Annotated in this window: 18 protein-coding genes; 7 read left to right on the forward strand and 11 right to left on the reverse strand. The window is 65.6% G+C overall.

The window, feature by feature from the left end; genetic code table 11:
* Window positions 1-24 precede the first annotated feature (24 nt).
* The 4 genes from lysA to argH all read right to left on the reverse strand — a co-directional run bounded on the left by lysA (window position 25) and on the right by argH (window position 3,158).
* On the reverse strand, window positions 25-1,293 hold the full coding sequence (lysA, locus tag ACED67_RS17655; RefSeq protein WP_395543034.1) for a diaminopimelate decarboxylase: 1,269 nt from the start codon (window positions 1,291-1,293) through the stop codon (window positions 25-27).
* 141 nt (window positions 1,294-1,434) lie between these two features.
* Window positions 1,435-1,587, reverse strand: a complete 153-nt coding sequence (locus ACED67_RS17660; protein WP_395543035.1) for an argininosuccinate lyase — start codon at window positions 1,585-1,587, stop codon at window positions 1,435-1,437.
* Between the two features lie 7 nt (window positions 1,588-1,594).
* Window positions 1,595-1,723, reverse strand: coding sequence for a hypothetical protein (locus tag ACED67_RS17665; RefSeq protein WP_395543036.1), 129 nt, complete (start codon window positions 1,721-1,723; stop codon window positions 1,595-1,597).
* 31 nt (window positions 1,724-1,754) lie between these two features.
* Window positions 1,755-3,158 carry an argininosuccinate lyase gene (gene argH / locus ACED67_RS17670; RefSeq protein WP_395543037.1) on the reverse strand — a complete coding sequence of 468 codons (1,404 nt, stop codon included), beginning with the start codon at window positions 3,156-3,158 and terminating at the stop codon, window positions 1,755-1,757.
* A 4-nt stretch (window positions 3,159-3,162) separates the two neighbouring features.
* Between argH and ACED67_RS17675 the strand changes: the two genes are divergently transcribed.
* The gene (locus ACED67_RS17675) at window positions 3,163-3,723 is read left to right on the forward strand and encodes a TlpA family protein disulfide reductase (RefSeq protein WP_395543148.1); all 561 of its coding nucleotides are present in this window, start codon (window positions 3,163-3,165) and stop codon (window positions 3,721-3,723) included.
* A gap of 48 nt (window positions 3,724-3,771) precedes the next feature.
* On the opposite strand, the gene ACED67_RS17680 is transcribed toward ACED67_RS17675, so the two are convergent.
* Together ACED67_RS17680 and ACED67_RS17685 are read right to left on the reverse strand one after the other, a co-directional pair.
* Entirely contained in the window at window positions 3,772-4,560 is a 789-nt protein-coding gene (locus ACED67_RS17680) for an exodeoxyribonuclease III (protein ID WP_395543038.1), read from the reverse strand.
* A gap of 405 nt (window positions 4,561-4,965) precedes the next feature.
* Window positions 4,966-5,652: a response regulator transcription factor gene (locus ACED67_RS17685; RefSeq protein ID WP_395543039.1), complete on the reverse strand. Its 687-nt coding sequence runs from the start codon at window positions 5,650-5,652 to the stop codon at window positions 4,966-4,968.
* A gap of 180 nt (window positions 5,653-5,832) precedes the next feature.
* Between ACED67_RS17685 and ribA the strand changes: the two genes are divergently transcribed.
* Window positions 5,833-6,921 (forward strand): GTP cyclohydrolase II, encoded by a 1,089-nt coding sequence (ribA, locus tag ACED67_RS17690; RefSeq protein WP_395543040.1) that lies wholly within the window; start codon window positions 5,833-5,835, stop codon window positions 6,919-6,921.
* On the opposite strand, the gene ACED67_RS17695 is transcribed toward ribA, so the two are convergent.
* The 4 genes from ACED67_RS17695 to ACED67_RS17710 form a co-directional block, all read right to left on the reverse strand.
* Window positions 6,918-7,313 (reverse strand): nuclear transport factor 2 family protein, encoded by a 396-nt coding sequence (locus tag ACED67_RS17695; protein ID WP_395543041.1) that lies wholly within the window; start codon window positions 7,311-7,313, stop codon window positions 6,918-6,920. The two genes, ribA and ACED67_RS17695, sit on opposite strands and share 4 nt — an antisense overlap.
* Before the next feature lie 71 nt (window positions 7,314-7,384).
* Window positions 7,385-8,038 carry a YggS family pyridoxal phosphate-dependent enzyme gene (locus ACED67_RS17700; protein WP_395543042.1) on the reverse strand — a complete coding sequence of 218 codons (654 nt, stop codon included), beginning with the start codon at window positions 8,036-8,038 and terminating at the stop codon, window positions 7,385-7,387.
* Between the two features lie 2 nt (window positions 8,039-8,040).
* A complete protein-coding gene (locus ACED67_RS17705) occupies window positions 8,041-10,215 on the reverse strand; it encodes a tetratricopeptide repeat-containing sulfotransferase family protein (protein ID WP_395543043.1) in 2,175 nt (724 codons plus the stop codon).
* 128 nt (window positions 10,216-10,343) lie between these two features.
* Window positions 10,344-11,294, reverse strand: a complete 951-nt coding sequence (locus ACED67_RS17710; RefSeq protein ID WP_395543044.1) for a porin — start codon at window positions 11,292-11,294, stop codon at window positions 10,344-10,346.
* 267 nt (window positions 11,295-11,561) lie between these two features.
* On the opposite strand from ACED67_RS17710, the gene ACED67_RS17715 reads away from it, so the two are divergent.
* The 4 genes from ACED67_RS17715 (at window position 11,562) to holA (ending at window position 16,300) form a co-directional block, all read left to right on the forward strand.
* Window positions 11,562-12,119 (forward strand): DUF3576 domain-containing protein, encoded by a 558-nt coding sequence (locus ACED67_RS17715; RefSeq protein ID WP_395543045.1) that lies wholly within the window; start codon window positions 11,562-11,564, stop codon window positions 12,117-12,119.
* Window positions 12,120-12,196: 77 nt separating this feature from the next.
* Entirely contained in the window at window positions 12,197-14,827 is a 2,631-nt protein-coding gene (gene leuS / locus ACED67_RS17720) for a leucine--tRNA ligase (protein ID WP_395543046.1), read from the forward strand.
* Entirely contained in the window at window positions 14,814-15,302 is a 489-nt protein-coding gene (gene lptE / locus ACED67_RS17725) for an LPS assembly lipoprotein LptE (RefSeq protein ID WP_395543047.1), read from the forward strand. Before leuS ends, lptE begins: the two co-directional genes overlap by 14 nt.
* Window positions 15,299-16,300 (forward strand): DNA polymerase III subunit delta, encoded by a 1,002-nt coding sequence (holA, locus tag ACED67_RS17730; RefSeq protein ID WP_395543048.1) that lies wholly within the window; start codon window positions 15,299-15,301, stop codon window positions 16,298-16,300. The genes lptE and holA overlap by 4 nt, the downstream gene beginning before the upstream one ends.
* 18 nt (window positions 16,301-16,318) lie before the next feature.
* Here holA and ACED67_RS17735 read toward each other — a convergent pair whose 3' ends face one another.
* Entirely contained in the window at window positions 16,319-18,013 is a 1,695-nt protein-coding gene (locus tag ACED67_RS17735; RefSeq protein WP_395543049.1) for an acyl-CoA dehydrogenase family protein, read from the reverse strand.
* 113 nt (window positions 18,014-18,126) lie between these two features.
* On the opposite strand from ACED67_RS17735, the gene ACED67_RS17740 reads away from it, so the two are divergent.
* The gene (locus tag ACED67_RS17740) at window positions 18,127-19,074 is read left to right on the forward strand and encodes an L-threonylcarbamoyladenylate synthase (protein WP_395543050.1); all 948 of its coding nucleotides are present in this window, start codon (window positions 18,127-18,129) and stop codon (window positions 19,072-19,074) included.

Raw genomic sequence — 19,074 nt, forward strand, 5'->3', positions numbered from 1 at the left:
GCTCTCCCGCAAGGGCTGCGCAAGTCACAGCCAGGGTGGAAGTCTATCGCGGGAAAGGATTTCGTCAAAGGTCGGCCTTTCCCGAATGACGGCATAGTGATCCCCATGGACCAGCACTTCGGGAATAAGAGGCCGCGAATTGTATTCGCTGGCCATCACCGCGCCATAGGCCCCGGCGCTGCGGAAGGCGACAAGGTCGCCCTCGCCCAGCCCCGCTGCCATTTCGCGGCCGCGTGCGAAAGTGTCGCCCGTCTCGCAGACCGGGCCGACCACGTCGAAGGTCTGGGTCGCGGTGCCGGGGGCAGGTTCGGTCACCGGCAGGATGTCGTGATGCGCGTCATACATGGACGGGCGCACCAGATCGTTCATCGCAGCATCGAGGATCAGGAAATCCCGCCCCTCGCCCTGCTTGAGATAGATTACGGAAGCAACCATCAGACCGGAATTGCCGGAGATCAGGCGGCCCGGCTCGATCTCGATCTCGCAGCCCAGATCACCCAGGATGCGCTGGATCATCGCGCCATATTCCACGGGCAGGGGCGGCGCCTCGTTCGAGCGGGTGTAGGGAATCCCAAGCCCGCCGCCCAGATCCAGCCGTTCGATCTGGTGGCCATCTTCGCGCAGCGCCAGCGTCAGCTCGCGCACCTTCTGGAAGGCGGCCTCGAAGGGGGCAAGCTCGGTCAACTGGCTGCCGATATGCACGTCGACGCCAATGACCTGAAGCCCCGGCAGGCGGGCGGCCTCAGCATAGACGGCGCGGGCCTTGGCAATGGGGATGCCGAACTTGTTCTCGGACTTGCCGGTCGCGATCTTGGCATGGGTCTTGGCGTCGACATCGGGGTTCACCCGCAGGGCGATGGGGGCCTTGGTGCCAAGCGCGGTGGCGATCTCGGAAATCGCCCGCAGCTCGGGTTCCGATTCGACGTTGAACTGGCGGATGCCCCCTTCCAGCGCCGCGCGGATTTCCGCGCGCGTCTTGCCGACGCCGGAAAAGACGATGCGAGTGCCGGGTACGCCCGCCGCCTTGGCGCGGAGATATTCTCCCAAGGACACCACATCCATCCCGGCGCCCAGATCGCCCAGCGTCTTCAGCACCGCAACGTTCGACAGCGACTTGATCGCGAAGCAGACGAGATGGGGCAGGGGCGACAGCGCCTCGGTGAACAGGCGGAAATGCCGGGTCAGCGTGGCGGTGGAATAGACATAGAAGGGGGTGCCGACCTTGGCTGCGATCTCGGGGATGGCCACGTCCTCGGCATGAAGAATGCCGTTGCGGTAGAGGAAATGGTCCATGGTCTTTCCTTTGCGGGCGCCTTTGCGTCGGCAGGGGTATAGACCCGCTGCCGCGCTGCTGCAAAGTACCGATTTCTTCGAGGAAATCGGGCCGAAGACTTGGAATACTGTGCCGCGGAGTTTTGAAAACCCCGCCCGCGCTCAGCTTCCGACGATGCCGACCGAGGCCTTGCCCTCGATGGTGACGCCGGGCTGGGTGGAGGATTGGCTGGGGGCCACGGGGGTGCCGTCGGCGCCGCAAGCGGCAAGGACGGGAAGGGAAAGCAGAACGAAGGTCACGCGCAGAAGCATCATCTATACCTCAAAACGACAGGGAAAGCTCTGACCCGCCATCCTCACCCAAGCCGACCGTCATCCCCGCATTCGGCGAAGGGTCGGAACAGGCCGCCAGCAGCAAGGCCAGCGCAAGAAGAGCGGGTCTCAGCGTCATACCGCCCTGATGCCCCAGCCGAAACCGCGCGTCACGTCACGATTTCTTTCCAACGTGCAATCTGCGCCCGCACCTGCGCAGGCGCCGTACCGCCATAGCTCTGGCGCGAGTTGACCGAATTCTCGACCCCCAACACCGCATAGACCGACTGGTTGATGCCGGAATGGATCGAATTCATCTCGGCCATCGAAAGGTCGGGCAGGTCGCAGCCTTTCTTCTCGGCCAGCGCGACCAGCGATCCGGTCACATGATGCGCCTCGCGGAAGGGCAGGCCCAGTTCGCGCACCAGCCAGTCGGCCAGATCGGTGGCGGTCGAGAACCCGCTGGCGGCGGCGGCCTTCAGCACCTCGCGGTTGGCGGTCATGTCGCCGACCATGCCGGTCATCGCGGCCAGGCCCAGCATCAGGCTGTCGGCCGCGTCGAAGACCTGTTCCTTGTCTTCCTGCATGTCCTTGGAATAGGTCAGCGGCAGGCCCTTCATCACCGTGAACAGCGCTACCGTCGCGCCCAGGATGCGGCCGATCTTGGCCCGCAGCAGTTCCGCCGCATCGGGGTTCTTCTTCTGCGGCATGATGCTGGAGCCGGTCGTCCATTTGTCCGAGAGGCGCACGAAGCGGAACTGCGCCGATGACCAGATCACCAGCTCTTCGGCGAAACGCGACAGGTGCATGGCGCAGATCGAGGCGGCAGACAGGAATTCCAGCGCGAAATCGCGGTCGGAAACCGAATCAAGGCTGTTCGCGGTCGGCCGGTCGAAGCCCAAGGCCGCCGCCGTCATGTGCCGGTCGATCGGGAAGCCGGTGCCGGCCAGCGCCGCCGCGCCCAGCGGGCATTCGTTCATCCGCTTGCGCGCATCTTCAAAGCGCGCGCGGTCGCGGGCGAACATTTCCACATAGGCCAGCATGTGATGGCCCCAGGTCACCGGCTGGGCGGTCTGCAGATGGGTGAAGCCCGGCATCACCCATTCGGCGCCGGCTTCGGCCTGCGCGACGAAGGCCCGGATCAGCGCCGTCAGGCCGGAAATCGCCGCATCGCATTGATCGCGCACCCAAAGCCGGAAATCCACTGCGACCTGGTCATTGCGGCTCCGCGCCGTATGCAGCCGCTTGCCCGCCTCGCCCGCGATCTCGGTCAACCGGCTTTCGATGTTGAGATGGATATCCTCCAGCTCGACCCGGAACGGGAACTGGCCCGCCTCGATCTCTGACAAGACCGTGAGCAGCCCTTCCCCGATGGCTTCGGCGTCTTTACTGCTAAGGATGCCCGTTGCCGCCAACATGGCAGCATGGGCGCGCGAACCTGCGATATCCTGCGCGTATAGCCGCTTGTCGAACCCGATCGAGGCATTGATCGCCTGCATGATCGCGTCCGGCCCCTCGGCGAAACGCCCGCCCCACATCTGGTTGGCGGCCTGGGTCTTGGGGTCAGCGGTCATGGGGATGCCTGTCGGAGGAAGTTTCGTGCGTCTGGTTCATGCGGTGCTTTATACGGCCTTGGCTTTCGGCGCAAATATGGGCCATGCGCAGGACGTGTCGGCCCTGCTGACCGGCGACATGAAGAAACTGACGTTGTCGGAACCCGCAGACCTGCCCGCCGCCGATCTGGTGACGCTGGAGGACAAGCCCGCCTCGCTGGCCGACTATCGGGGCCAATGGGTGGTGCTGAACTTCTGGGCGACCTGGTGCGCGCCCTGCCGGGCCGAGATGCCCTCGCTCGACGCACTCGCGGGGTCGATGCCCGGGCTGGCCGTCGTGCCGGTGGCGACGGGCCGCAACGCGCCCGAGGCGATCAGCCGGTTTTATGACGAGCTGGGCGTGAAGCACCTGCCGATCCTGCGCGATCCAAAGTCGGCCTTGTCGCGCCAGATGGGCATTGCGGGCCTGCCGGTGACGGTGATCCTGAACCCCGAAGGGCAAGAGGTTGGCCGACTGATCGGCGATGCCGATTGGAACGCGCCTGAAGCCCGGGCCGTCCTTGAGGCGCTGATGGCCGGCGGCTGACCGGCGCATGCCCTTGGACAGAGGGCACGCGCAGGCCACTCTGCGCGCCTACAGATCGAAACTCGCAAAGACTGGCGCATGGTCGCTGGGTTGTTCCCAGCCGCGCGCATTGCGCAGGATGCGGCTGCCATGGGCGGCACTGGAAATGTCGGGCGTGGCCCAGATATGGTCCAACCTGCGGCCCTTGTCGGCGGCGTCCCAATCGGCGGCGCGATAGGACCACCAACTGTAGAGCAGGCCGGACGGAATATCCTGACGGGTGATGTCGACCCAGCGCCCCGCATCCTGCGCCGCGCCGAGATGTTCGACCTCGATCGGCGTGTGGCTGACGATCTTCAACAATTGCTTGTGTGACCACACGTCATCCTCGCGCGGGGCGATGTTCAGATCGCCGACCAGAATGGCCTTTTGCGGCGCATCGGCGTGAAAGGCGTCGCGCATCTCGGTCAGGAAATCGAGCTTCTGGCCGAATTTCACATTCTCGTTGCGGTCGGGAATGTCGCCCCCGGCGGGGACGTAGAAATTGTGGATCGTGACGCCATTCTCAAGTCGCGCCGCGACATGGCGGGCATGACCGAGCTTGGCATAGTCGCGGTCGCCGGCATCCTCGATTGGCAATTTCGACAGGATCGCCACGCCATTATAGCCCTTCTGCCCGCGCGCCACCATGTGGCGGTAACCCAAGGCGGCAAAGCCCTCGCTCGGGAACTTGTCGAGCGGTGTCTTGATCTCTTGCAGGCACAGGATGTCGGGCGCTTCTTCGGAAAGAAGCTTCTGCACGATGGGCTCACGCAGGCGGATCGAGTTGATGTTCCAGGTGGCGATGGTGAAGGGCATGGTCGGCCTGCGCGTCGGGGAGGGGGAAGGACGACCCTAGGCAAGCCGGCGACAAAAAGAAAGCCCGGGCGGAACCCAAAGCCCGGGCCGAAGTCCAACAGGGAGGTAAATCTTGTTTATCATACTCTGGCCGGCTTCTCGCCGATTGCCGCACCCGCGATCGTTCAAAAACCGAGAGCATGGCTTTTTCGTCACAACCCGGGATTGAGCCGCCGTGGCGCCAACAGAACAAAAAAAGGCCGGGCGCGTTGCCCGGCCAGTCCAACAGGGAGGAAGCCGTGTCATGACCCCGACACGACAAGGGGAACTCTACACCGTCAATCTGGCCTTACGGTGTTAATACCGCGTGAATCTGGCGGCAATTGGACCTTTGGCTGACATCCGGCAGGCGATTGCCCGCGCGATTTACGCAACCAGCCGGTATCCGCCGCTTTCGGTGACCAGAAGCCGCGCATTTCCGGGATCGGGTTCGATCTTTTGGCGCAAGCGGTAGATATGGGTTTCCAAGGTATGGGTGGTGACCCCCGCATTATAGCCCCAGACCTCGTGCAGCAGCACATCCCGCGCCACCACGCCGGTCTGGGCGCGATAAAGGAATTTCAGGATATTGGTCTCTTTTTCGGTCAGGCGGATCTTCTTTTCCTTCTCGTCCAGCAACAGCTTTTGTGCCGGGCGGAACGTGTAGGGGCCAAGCTGGAAGATCGCGTCTTCCGACTGTTCGTGGGTGCGAAGCTGGGCGCGGATGCGAGCCAAGAGGACCGGGAACTTGAACGGCTTGGTCACATAGTCGTTCGCACCCGAATCAAGGCCAAGAATTGTATCGGCATCGGTGTCATGGCCGGTCAGGATCATGATGGGGCATTTGACGCCCTGCTTGCGCATCCGGCGGCACAATTCGCGCCCGTCGGTATCGGGCAGGCCCACGTCCAGAATCACCAGATCGTAGATCGCGGCCTTGGCCTTCTCCATGCCCTCGGCCCCGGTGCGGGCTTCGAAGACATCGAAATCCTCGGTCATCACCAGCTGTTCCGACAGCGCCTCGCGCAGGTCGTCATCGTCATCCACCAGCAGGATCTTGCGAAGTTGCGCCATGGTCAGGCCTCCTCGTTTCGCTCTTGCCCTCCGAGATGCGCCCCGATCACGAAGCCCGCAAGATTTGCGACAGGCTTTTCACAGGCTCGTGTCGCCGGGCGGGCATATGTTTCAGACCTGTCATCGGGAGAGCTGCGCATGGCCGCTTCCGCCGCCACGAAATGCAGCCTAGATAGGGGCATGGCCCTGGGATTGAACATCGTCGAGCGATTGGCCCGGGCGCGGGGCGACCTGCGCATGGGCGTGCCCATCGTGCTGGCGGGCGAGGGGGGCGGGGCGTTGGCCGTAGCCGTCGAGGCGCTGGACCCCACGCGCCTGGCCGATCTGCGCGCTCTGGGGCCTGTCGAACTTGCCCTGACCGCGCGCCGGGCGGAGACGCTGAAGACCCCGCCCTATGACGGCGATGCGCTGCGCGTGTCAGTGCCGGTCGAGGCGGGCGTCGACTGGCTGACCGCTTTGGCCGATCCGGTCGATGATCTGCGCGTGCCGCTGAAGGGTCCCTTGCGCCCGATCCGCGGCGGCGGTGCAGGTCTGCACCGCGCCGCGCTGGCGCTGGCCAAATCGGCACGCCTTCTGCCCGCGGCCGTGCTGGTGCGGATCGACGTGCCGATGCTGGTGTCGGTCGAACACAGCCTGACTTTCCTGTCGCTGGATGAGATCGCGCCGGAACTCGCCCGCCTGTCGCCGCTGGACGAGGTGGTCGCGGCGCGCCTGCCCATGGCGCTGGCCGGGGCGGGGCGGGTGCATATCTTCCGCCCCGAAGACGGCGGCGACGAGCATTACGCCATCGAGGTCGGCAATCCCGACCGGGCGCAACCCGTGCTGGCGCGGCTGCATTCCGCCTGCTTCACCGGAGACGTTCTGGGCAGCTTGAAATGCGATTGCGGCCCGCAGCTTCATGCCGCTCTGGCGCAAATGGGCGAGGAAGGGGGCGGCATCCTGCTCTATCTCAACCAGGAAGGCCGCGGCATCGGCCTTGCCAACAAGATGCGGGCCTATTCCTTGCAGGATCAGGGCTTCGACACGGTCGAAGCCAACCATCGTCTCGGCTTCGAGGATGACGAGCGCGACTTCCGCATCGGCGCCGACCTCCTGCGCCGCCTGGGGTTTTCATCGGTCCGCCTGCTGACCAACAACCCGCGCAAGGTGGCGATGCTGGAAAGCTGCGGGCTATCCGTGGTCGAGCGGGTGCCGCTCAGGGTGGGTCTGACGGCCGAGAATGCGAATTATCTGGCGGTCAAGGCCCGCAAGTCAGGCCATCTGCTTTAGGTCTTTCCCAGCACCACTTCGCTATGGGCATGGCATTCCCAGCCTGCCGCACCCAGCACCCAGGTCGAGCAATCCGCCGCTTCGAAGCTGCGGGTCTTGCCGCCCATTGTCACCGTCTGCCGCGCCCTGTAGGCAATGATTGCCACATCCGGCGCGGGCAGCGCGATCTGAACATCGTCAAGGCTGTAATCCTCCAGCGTCCAGCTGCTATCCTCGGTCATCGCGCCCATCTTTTCCTTGGCGATGGCCGAGACACCGTGACTGTTGGTGACAAGGCTGGTCGCGCCCGACAATTCGGCCGAGCGTTTGCCGTCCTTGCGTTTCATCGCCTCCCAATAGTCCTTTTCAAGACCCAGGATGATTTCCTCGCGGGTGTTCCTCACGCGTGTCATGGCGGCCCTCCGGTCCGTGGCTGATCGACCGGGGAACGCGTGGCAGCGCGGCGGGGTTCCAGGCGAGTGCCTCAGGCGTAGCTGCGTGCGCCGAAAATCGCGCTGCCGACGCGGACATGGGTGGCGCCGGCTGCAACCGCTGCCTCGAAATCGGAACTCATGCCCATCGACAGGCCGCTCAGTCCGTTCCGCGCTGCCATGTCGCGCAGGGTGGCGAAATGGGGGGCGGGGTCTTCGGCTTCGGGCGGGATGCACATCAGGCCCTGCACCGGCAGCGACAGGCCGCGGCACTGGCCGACGAAGGCGTCAAGATCGGCAGGCAGGATTCCGGCCTTCTGCTCCTCTTCGCCGGTGTTCACCTGGATGAAAAGCTGCGGGCAGACCCCCTGCACCTCGGCGAGACGGGCGAGCTTTTCTGCCAGCGACAGCCGGTCGACAGTATGGATCGCATCGAACAGCTCGACTGCGAGTTTGGCCTTGTTGGTTTGCAAGGGGCCGATCATATGCAACTCCACCCCCGGAAAGGCAGCCTTCCATACGGGCCATTTTCCGGCAGCCTCCTGCACGTAATTCTCGCCAAAGACGCGATGGCCCTCGGCCAGAACTGCCTTGACCCGATCGACGGGCTGCACCTTGGAGACGGCGATCAGCGTGACCGCGCCTTCCGGCCTTCCGGCCGCCTTTTCCGCCTCGCGCAGCCGCGCGGTGATCTCTGCCAGTGCCATGGTCAATCCTTGATATGCCCGTCGCGGCGCAGCTGGTCGAGCATGGGTGCCAGCCTGTCGCCATAGCGTGCCCAGGCCTTGACCGAGCCTGTCGAGATCGGCTGGCGGACCTGAAAGACGCTCAGCGTCTCCACCTTGCGGGTGTTCTGGTGAAAGTTCAGACAGGCCTCTTCCCAGTCCAGCCCGCAGGCCGCGATCAGCGCCCGGCTTTGTGGTTCGGGATCGGAGACCAGCTCCTCATACTGGATTTCATGGAACCAGTCCGGCACCAGGCTGCGCCAGAAGTCGATCATCCGCACGAAGGTGGTGTAGTGGCGGGCGAGGTCGACCTGGTCATAGGCATATAGATGCGTGCCGGTCGGGAAGACGTTCTTGTAGATCGACAGCAGTGTGTCGCGGGGATCGCGGCGCACCACGATGAAGCGGGCATTTGGCATGGCCAGCTTGGCAAGACCCAGCGTCAGATAGGTCTGGATCGACTTGTCGGTGATCCGTTCTGCGCCCGGAAAGCGGCTGCGGATCATCGCGGCATAATCCTGCCCCAATGTCGCGAAATCGGTCGGGGGGATCGAGCTGGCCTTGCGGAACCCCTTGGGCGCGATCAGCAGGCGCAGGGCCGAGACAGTGCCATCGGCCAGCTCTCCCGCGCCGGTCACCGTGGAATGGCTGGCGATGATCTGTTCGACCAGCGTCGTGCCCGAGCGCGGCATCCCCGTGACAAAGATCGGTGCGGCCTCGGTCGCATCGGGCACCTGGACCCCGCGCCAGTCCATGCCGGCCAGCGCCTCCATCAACCGCGCGACCTGATCCTCGCGTTCGGCGATGTCATAGGGGTTGGCTTTGCGCATCAGCACATTCGCCGGGTCGAGATAGTCGAAGACGTGGGCGTGATCCTTCACATCTTCCAGCGCCTTGGCCAGCGCGAAGCCGAAGGCCATCCGGTCGCGCTCTCCCGTGGCGGGGTCGGCGAAGCGCCGCTCCATCTCGGCGATCAATGGCTCGCCCGGCTTGGCCTTATGCGAGGCATAATAGAGTCTGTAATTCTCGCCCACTGCGGGGGCTGCCTTGATGGCGGCAAGGAAGGCCGACTCGGCATCGGCAAAACGTCCGAGTCCTTGCAGGAAAACCCCTTTCGCGCCCAGGATTGCCGCATTCGCCGGCGCAAGTGTCAGCGCGGCATTGAAATGGGCCTCGGCCTTGTCATCCAGGCCGAGATGGGCCTCGGCCTGGGCCAGCATCATCAACGGCATGGGCGCGCGGCCGCCCGCCACCTTTACCGCGGTGTCGAAGGCCGCGCGCGCGCCTTCATAGTCGCGCAGGGCGGTCAGCGCATTGCCGCGCGCCTGGTGCAGCTCGGCCCTTTTCGGCGCCAGAGCGGCGGCACGGTCCAGCCAGTGCAGCGCCTGTTTCGGTTGGGATTCCGCCAGAAGCTGGGTGCCAAGCCCCGCCAGCGCCGGGATCAGGTCGGGGGCCAGCGCGATGGCGGCGCGCCAGGCGGTCTTTGCCTCATCGGTCCGGCCCAGCCGCAACAGCACCGGGGCCAGATTGGCCTGCGCTTCGGCATAGGCGGGATCGGTGGCTATGGCGCTGCGGAAGGCAGCGACTGCTTCCTCCATGCGGTCCTGGGCGGCGAGGGCCGAGCCAAGGACATTGGCGGCAAGCGCACAGCCGCGATGGCTGCTGAGGATACGTATTGCCGCGGCTTCGGCCTCGGCCTGCTTGCCCGCGGCAGCCAGCGCCAACAGGGATTTCAACGCAGCGGGCGCCGCGCCGCCCGTCGCTGGGCGGGTTTCGCCCGACCGGGCGCCGAAACGGTCGATCAGCGGTTGCTTCTGGCCGGGGGGCAGCGGGCTGGCGCGGAGTGCGGCAACAAAGGCGGCACGGACAGCGGGAGTGCCTTCAAGGGCGGTGGCGTCGGCATAGGTGGCCCAGACCGCGGCTTGCGCTGGGGCCAGCCGGGCAGCGGCGGCGGCATGGTGCAGCGCACGATCCAAGCGGTCGGTGCGGGCAAAGATGCGGGCGATCTGGTACTCGACTTCCGCGATGTTCGGGTTGGTCTCGTGAATGCCGCCGAAGATTTCCAGCGCGCGCGCGGTCTGGCCTGCATTCAGCGCGGCAAGACCCTTGGCATAGGCTTCTTTGACGCCAATGGGGCCGGGCGCGGTTTCGGTCGCCATGCTGATCTGCCTTCTGCCGGTTGCGCGCCGACCCTAACCGGCGCGGCGGGGGAAGGAAAGAATCCGTGCGCACCAAAGGAAAAGGGCAGGCCACTGGCCCGCCCTTTCCTGATCCGGGGATCGTTCGATTAGAACGACATCCCGATACCCAGCGACCACTGGTCGTCGCCGAGGCCGTTCACGTCCGAGCCGTAGCCGAACTCAACCTTGGCGCCGCCGCCGAGGTCGTAGTTCGCAACAGCGCCCCACGAGTCGTAGGAGTCGCCAACGACTTGCTCGACCTTACCGTAGTTGACGCCAACACCGATCGGGCCCGACACGTAGGTCAGCTCAGCACCGATGTGGCTGTCGAGGTTGCGCGAGCTGTCGTCGAACGAGATGTAGCCGATCTTACCGGTGAAGGCGCCGCCGAAGGTCGCAGCAGCCGACACACCGATGGCCGAACCATCACGGTCGCCCGAGTCTTGGTAGCCGAGGCCCAGGTTGACGTCGGTGCCACCGAGGTTGGCGGTATACTTCACACCGATGCCGAAGGTGTCATCGACAAGGCCTTCGCCTTCATCGGCCTGCTCCAGCGACACCGCGAAGCCGAAGGCACCAAAGGTGTTTTCGTAGCGCAGGATCTGGCCATCAGCGCCAGCCTTGCCGTCCATGTCCGAACCGCCGAACCAAGCCACGTGGGTGGTGTGGTCATCGGTGATCGAGGTCAGGCCGTTGTCCATGTCGGCCAGAGCCCAATCCAGAGCGCCGTCAGTGTCGCCCAGGGTCAGCTTACCAAACGAGCCCGAGATGTAGACCGAGGTCCCCGAGTCGTCATTGTACGCGCTCGGGTAATCTTGGCCCGAAGCGGCATCGACATTGGTCTCGTCCAGATCGATCACGGCGCCGAATTCCAGGCCGCCATCGGTGGTGCCCGACATCGTGAATTTCACTTCGACGTCTTGCCAGAATTGCAGGTCGCCGTAAGCGTCGGACCAGATGCCCATTTCGGCCGAGCCGGAAAGCGCCACAGCACCTTCAGCGGCGGCGAAACCAGCGGTGCCAGCCAGCATGGTGGTGGCGAGAAGAATCTTTTTCATCGTTTTCCCTCGTTGTCTCAAGGATGGCCCAACTCAGGGGAATCCGAATTGGGTATGAAGTGTATTTCGTCGGATGTGGCCGGGATTGCAACGCTTCCGGGCGGCAGGTAGGCAAAGCGCGGGGCAATGGTGCAGCGAAGACACAGTGCGGTTCGCCCCACCCATCTGGCCCCGCCCCTGCGCGGAAGCGGGCGCAGGCGCGGGGAAAAACCTTGTTCAGCCCAAGGCGCTCGGCTACAGAACCCCTATGAAAGACCGGAGAGCCTGATGCCCCCGACCCTGACCGCGCGCCTTGTGCTTGCCGCGAGCCTTCCTTTCTTCCTCGCGGCCTGCGGTGGCCTTGCCTCGGGTGATTCCGGGCTGTTCAAGCGCGGCGGACGCGATGGCGTGGTCACAGCGGACGAATTCGAAAGCCGGCAAGCCGCGGATGAGAAGCGGGCCGCGCTGGACGCGCTGAACGATGACGGGCGGCGCAACCGGGGCACGATCTGGGATCTGTTCAGCAATTCCAAGGACCCGAACACCACGGTCGAGGTGAACAAATATCTCTGGCAGGCCAGCCTTGAAGTGCTGAATTTCCTGCCGATCGAATCGGTCGATCCCTTCACCGGCGTCATCGTGACCGGCTATGGCACGCCTCCCGGCGGCGGCCGCGCCTATCGCGCCACGATCTATGTGCAGGACCCGGCGCTGGATGCGCGCAGCCTCAAGGTCTCGTTGCAGACCAAGGGCGGCGGTGCGGTCTCGGCCGATACGCTGCGCGCGGTCGAGGATGCGATCTTGACCCGCGCCCGCCAATTGCGGATCCGCGACAGCAAGCTCTGATCCCTTCTTGCGCGAGGGGTGGACCTTTCCGTCCGCGCGGGTGTAATTCCGCGCGGAACGGTGAATGAGGCCCCCTGATGTCGCGCTATGACCCTTCGGTGATCGAACCCAAATGGCAACAGGCCTGGGACGCAGCGGGGGCCTTCACCGCGCGGCATGACCCCGCGAAGCCCAAATATTACGTGCTCGAGATGTTCCCCTATCCGTCGGGGCGCATCCATATGGGCCATGTCCGCAATTACACGATGGGCGACGTGGTGGCGCGGTTCATGGCGGCCAGGGGCCATTCCGTGCTGCACCCGATGGGCTGGGACGCCTTCGGAATGCCGGCCGAAAACGCCGCGATGGAACGCGGCGGCCATCCAAAAGACTGGACCTACGGCAATATCGCCGACATGAAGGCGCAGATGAAGCCGCTGGGCCTGTCGATCGACTGGTCGCGCGAATTCGCCACCTGCGACCCGGAATATTACGGCCAGCAGCAGGCCATGTTCCTCGACATGATGGAAAAGGGCCTGGTCTATCGCAAGGCGGCGATGGTCAATTGGGACCCGGTCGACATGACGGTTCTGGCCAATGAGCAGGTGATCGACGGCAAGGGCTGGCGGTCCGGCGCGGCGGTGGAGCGCAAGGAACTGACCCAGTGGTTCTTCAAGATCTCGGACTATTCCGAAGACCTGCTGAACGCCTTGGACGGGCTGAAGGACTGGCCCGAGAAGGTGCGGCTGATGCAGGCCAACTGGATCGGTCGTTCGCGCGGCCTGCAATTCGCCTTTGAAACTGTTGACGCGCCGCAAGGGTTCGAGACGCTCGAAGTCTACACGACCCGGCCCGACACGCTGATGGGCGCGTCTTTCGCGGCGATCTCGCCCGATCACCCCTTGGCGAAAGAGCTGGAGCGGGACCCGAAAGTCGCCGATTTCATCGCCGAATGCCGTCGGGGCGGGACCAGCGCCGAAGAGATCGAGACGGCCGAGAAGATCGGCTTCGACACGGGCATAAGGGTGCGGCATCCGCTGGATCCCACTTGGGAACTGCCTGTCTGGATCGCGAATTTCATCCTGATGGATTACGGCACAGGCGCGATCTTCGGCTGCCCGGCCCATGACCAGCGCGATTTCGATTTCGCCACCAAATATGCCTTGCCGATCCAGCAGGTCTTCGTGGCCGAAGGCGCCGAAGAAGAGGGCCTGGACGCCGCTTTCGTGCCGATGAAATCGGAAAAGGTCCGCTATGTCCGCGGCTTCGCCGGCGCCGAAACCCAGACCGGCGACGAAGGCGTGGCCGCCGCCATCGCCCATGCCGAGGCGCAGGGCTATGGCCGAGGGGTCACCAAATACCGCCTGCGCGACTGGGGCGTCTCGCGCCAGCGCTATTGGGGCGCGCCGATTCCGGTTATTCACTGTGCCAAATGCGGCGTGGTGCCCGAGAAGAAGGAAAACCTGCCGGTCGAGCTGCCCTATGATGTCAGCTTCGACAAGCCCGGCAATCCCTTGGATCGTCACCCGACCTGGCGCGACGTGCCTTGCCCCGCCTGCGGCGAACCGGCGCGGCGCGAGACGGACACGATGGACACGTTCGTCGATTCGTCCTGGTATTTCGCCCGCTTCACGGCGCCCCGCGCGGCCACGCCGACCGACCTGGCCGAGGCCGAGTACTGGATGAATGTCGACCAGTATATCGGCGGCATTGAACACGCGATCCTGCACCTGCTTTACTCGCGTTTCTTCGCCCGGGCGATGAACGCCACAGGCCATCTGCCGGAAAAAGCCCGCGAGCCGTTCAATGCGCTGTTCACCCAGGGCATGGTCACGCATGAGATCTACAAGACCACCGATGACAAGGGGCGCCCGGTCTATCATCTGCCCGAGGATGTGACCGTCTTCACCATCGCCGACCGCCGGATCGTCGTTCTGGGCGATGTCGAGCCGCCCTTGGATATGGTGGACGATGTCGATGCCTGGATCCGCGCCCTTGCCGATGAAGGCTTGCTGGTCGAGGTGATTCCTTCGGCCAAGATGTCGAAATCGAAGAAGAATGTTGTCGATCCGATGAACATCATCGCCCAGTTCGGTGCCGATACGGCGCGCTGGTTCGTGATGTCCGACAGCCCGCCCGAGCGGGATGTCGAATGGACCGCCTCGGGCGCCGAAGCCGCCTTCAAGCACCTTTCGCGCGTGTGGTCCCTGTGTTCGCGCATCGGCGAGATGCCCGCCGATCACAAGGGCGAAGGCGATGCCGACCTGGCCCGCGCCACCGCCCGCGCCATTGACGAGGTCACCAAGGGCATCGAGGGCTTCGCCTTCAACAAGGCCATCGCCGCGCTCTACGGCTTCACCAACACCCTGTCGCGCGCCAATGCCTCGACCCCGGCGATGAAGGAGGCGATCCGCACCCTGGCCAAGCTGATGTCGCCAATGGTGCCGCATATCGCCGAATCGATCTGGACCTATCAGGGCGGCGCGGGCCTTTGCGTTCAGGCGCCCTGGCCCAAGGCGGATCCGGCGCTTCTGGTCGATGACACCGTGACTCTGCCGATCCAGATCAACGGCAAGCGTCGCGCGGAAATCAGCGTGGCCAAAGACATGCCCGCGCCAGAGGTTGAAAAGCTGGCGCTGGCGCATGAGGATGTGATCAAGTTCCTGGCTGGTCAGCCGGTCAAGAAGATCATCGTCGTGCCGGGCCGCATCATCAATGTCGTCGTGTAACCGCCGCCTGTTCCTGCTCTCGCCGCTGGCGCTTGCCGCCTGCGGCTTCACCCCCGCCTATGCGCCAGGGGGCGCGGCGACGCTGTTGACCAACACAGTGCGCGCCGCCGATCCGACCGACCGCAACGGTTTCGATTTCGTCGAGAGGATCGAGGAACGCATCGGCCGCCCGCAGGATCACCGCTATGATCTGGCCTATCGCATTCAGACCGAGGCGATCGGCGTCGGCCTGACTGCGGACAACAAGATCACCCGCTACAATCTCAAGGGCGTGATCGACTACACGCTGACCCGTGCCGGATCAGGCGAGAAAATCGCCTCGGGCCGGGTGCAAAGCTTTACCGCCTATGCCGCCACCGGATCGACCGTGGCGGGGCTGGCTGCCGAGGAAGACGCCGCCACGCGGCTGATGCGCATTCTCGCCGACCAGATCGTCGCGCGTCTGATCGCCGAGGTTTCGGCGGCGCAGCAATGATCCTGCGCGGGGCCGATGCCAACCGCTATCTGGCCAAGCCCGACCCGGCCCGCCCGGGCCTGCTGATCTTTGGCGCCGATGCGATGCGGGTGGCGCTGAAGCGGCAGGATGCGATTCTGGCGCTGGCGGGCCCCGATGCCGAGGCCGAGATGCGCCTGTCGCGCATCGCCGCGGGCGATCTGCGCCGCGATGGCTCGCTTCTCGCCGATGCAATCAAGGAAGTGGGCTTCTTTCCCGGGCCGCGCGTCGCCTTTGCCGAAGACGCGACCGACGGGCTCGCCCCGGCCATCGCCACGGCGCTTGAGGCCTGGAAACCGGGCGATGCGACGATTGTGGTGACGGCGGGCGAGCTGAAGGGCAAGTCCGCGCTGAAGACCCTGTTCGAAAAGCATCCGGCTGCGGTCTGCATCGGCTTCTATGACGAGCCCCCCTCGCGCGAAGAGATCGAAGCCGAGCTGAAAAAGGCGGGGCTGACCCAGATCTCGCCCGAGGCGTTGGCCGATCTGCACACCCTTGGCCGCGCGCTGGACCCCGGCGATTTCCGCCAGACATTGCAAAAGCTGGCGCTCTACAAATGGCAGGATGCCACGCCCCTGCAACCTGCCGAAGTGACGGCGCTGGCGCCGTCTTCCATCGAGGCCGAGACCGATGACCTGACGCATGCGGTTGCAGAACGCAGCGCCGCGGCCGTTGGCGGGCTGATGCGACGGCTGGAAGGGCAGGGCGTGGGCGCGGTGGAAATCTGCATCGCGGCGACACGGCATTTCCGCGCCCTGCATACGGCCAAGGCCGATCCGGGCGGTCTGGCGAAGGCCCGCGTCTTCGGCACCCGACGCGACCGGATGCAGCGCCAGCTTGGCCAATGGCAGCTGCGCGCCCTGGAACAGGCGCTGGCAACGCTGGTGCAGACCGACCTTACGCTACGCTCCGCCTCACGCGCGCCCGGCCATGCGCTGATCGAACGCGCCCTGATCCGCATCGCGATGACGCGGGGCTGATCCGTTCCGGCGCGCGGCTTACAGCGCCAGCGCCTCGGGCGTCAGCGCATACAGCCCCTCGGCCCCTTCGCGCGCTTCGGCCAGATACGCCGCATGGCGCGGCAGCAAGCGGCGGATCATCACCCGCGCCAGCGGCAGGCGGGCCGGATCGGCCAGCGCGGCCTTCAGATGGGCATGGCCGCCCAGAACCAGCGCGAACCCGGCCAGATAGGGCACGGCCCCGGCGAAACGGTCGTTCATCCCGGCGCCCAGCAGCGCCTCGGTTGTCCCGCGCAGCGTCTCGACCGCCTGCCAGATTTCTTCCGCCAGATCGGGCAGCGCCGCGCGGGCGGCGCGGGCATCCTGCTCGATCTCGCCGATCAGCCGGAAGGCCGCCTCGCCGCCATCGGCCAGCTTGCGGCCGACAAGGTCCATGGCCTGAATGCCGTTGGTGCCTTCATAGATCGCGGTGATCCGCACATCGCGCAGATATTGTGCGGCGCCGGTTTCCTCGATGAAGCCCATGCCGCCATGGACCTGCACGCCCGTATCGGCAACGCGGATGCCGACATCGGTGCCATAGGCCTTGGCGATGGGGGTCAAAAGCGCCGCCCGGGCCTGCCAATGGGCATCGCCGGTCGCAGTGGCCATGTCGCCGGCCTTGGCGCAGGCCAGCGCGATGGCGCGGGCGGCAAAGACCTCGGCCCGCGCCTCGGCCAGCATCCGCCGCACATCGGCATGGCCGATGATGCCGGGCACGCCTTCGGCTGTTGGCCCCTGCACCCGGTCCGCCGCGAAAGCCACCGCCTTTTGCAGCGCCGCCTCGGCCACGCCCACACCCTGCACCCCCACACCAAGGCGGGCGTTGTTCATCATGGTGAACATAGCCGCCATCCCCTTATGCGGCGCGCCGACCAGCCAACCCTTCGCCCCGTCGAACTGCATCACGCAGGTGGGGCTGCCGTGGATGCCCAGCTTGTGCTCAAGGCTCACCACCTTCAGGCTGTTGGCGACACCCGGATTGCCCTGATCGTCGGGCAGGAATTTCGGCACCAGGAACAGAGAGATACCCCGCGTTCCCGCCGCCCCGTCGGGCAGGCGTGCCAGCACAAGATGGCAGACATTGGACACAAGGTCATTGTCGCCCCAGGTGATGAAGATCTTCTGCCCGGTGACGGCATAGCTGCCATCCTCCAGCGCCTCTGCCCGCGCCTTCAGCGCCCCCACATCGCTGCCCGCCTGCGGCTCGGTCAGGTTCATCGTGCCCGACCATTCGCCCGAAATCAGCCGGGGCAGATACAGCGCCTTGAGCGCGTCGCTGGCATGATGCTCCAGCGCCTCGATCTGGCCCTGGGTCAGAAGCGGGTTCAGTTGCAGCGACAGGCAAGCGCCTGCGAGCATCTCGTTGACGCAGGTTGCCAGCACATGCGGCAGGCCCATGCCGCCATATGCGGGGTTAGAGGACACGCCGATCCAGCCGCCCTCGGCGATCGCGCGATAGGCCTTGTCGAAACCGGGCGAAGACCGCACCACCCCGTTTTCCAGCCGTGCCGGGGTCAGGTCGCCCGCGCGGTTCACCGGGGCCACCACATCGTCGCACATCCGCGCCGCCTCGGTCAGGATCGCCGTCACGGTATCCCCGGTCGCTTCAGAGAAGCGGTCGGTCGCGGTGACATCGGCGAAGCCGACCACATGGTCCAGGATGAAGCGTTGGTCAGCGGCGGGGGCGGGCATGGTCAACCTCTGGTCGTGGCAGCAATTGGGCGCGGGCTTGTGAACCGATGGCGGCTCGACTAAGGGGCAGGCTAGCCCAGATCGCAACCCCTTCAAGCCGGACGCTGCGTCAGATGGACAGAACCGAGACCTTGGTGGCAGACGATTCCGGCGTTGCTCGGGCAGCCGCGCTGCTGCGTGCTGGCGCGTTGGTCGCCTTTCCGACCGAGACGGTCTATGGCCTGGGCGGCGATGCAAGAAACGACACGGCGGTCGCGCACATCTTCGAGGCCAAGGGGCGGCCCCGCTTCAACCCCTTGATTGCGCATGTCGCCGATCTGGACGGGGCCGAGGTGCTGGCGGTGTTCGACCCGCAGGCCCGCGCCATTGCCCAGGCCTTCTGGCCCGGCCCGCTGACACTGGTTCTGCCGCTGCGGCCCGAGGCCGGGGTGTCGCCCTTGGTCACGGCGGGGCATGAGACAATTGCCGTCCGCCTGCCCGCGCATCCTTTGGCCCGCGCGCTGCTGCGCGCCTTCGGCGGGCCGCTGGCCGCCCCTTCGGCCAATCCTTCGGGCCGCGTCTCGCCCACGCGGGCCGAGCATGTTCTGGCGGGCCTGTCGGGCCGGATCGCCGCTGTGCTGGATGGCGGGCCCTGCGCGGTGGGGGTGGAAAGCACGATCCTGTCGCTGGGGCCAGAGCCACGCCTGCTGAGACCGGGCGGCATTCCGGCCGAGGTGCTGGAAGAGGCCCTGGGCCGCCCGCTGCCCCTGGGCGGCAGCGAGACCGCGCCCAACGCGCCGGGGCAGCTTGCCTCGCATTACGCGCCGGGGGCGGCAGTGCGGCTGGGCGCCCATGCGGCGGAGACGGGCGAAATCCTGATCGGCTTCGGGCCGGTGAGAGGAGATCTGACGCTTTCCGCCACTGGCGATCTGGTCGAGGCGGCGGCGAGCCTGTTCCACATCCTGCGCGAAGCCGATGTTCTAGCCGGGCCAGAGGGACGCATCGCCTTTGCGCCCGTGCCGGAGCGGGGCCTGGGCCGGGCGATCAACGACCGGCTGCGCCGGGCCGCCGCCCCGCGCTGA

This window comes from Neotabrizicola paludis (genome assembly GCF_044142105.1).
Classification (GTDB): domain Bacteria; phylum Pseudomonadota; class Alphaproteobacteria; order Rhodobacterales; family Rhodobacteraceae; genus Pseudogemmobacter.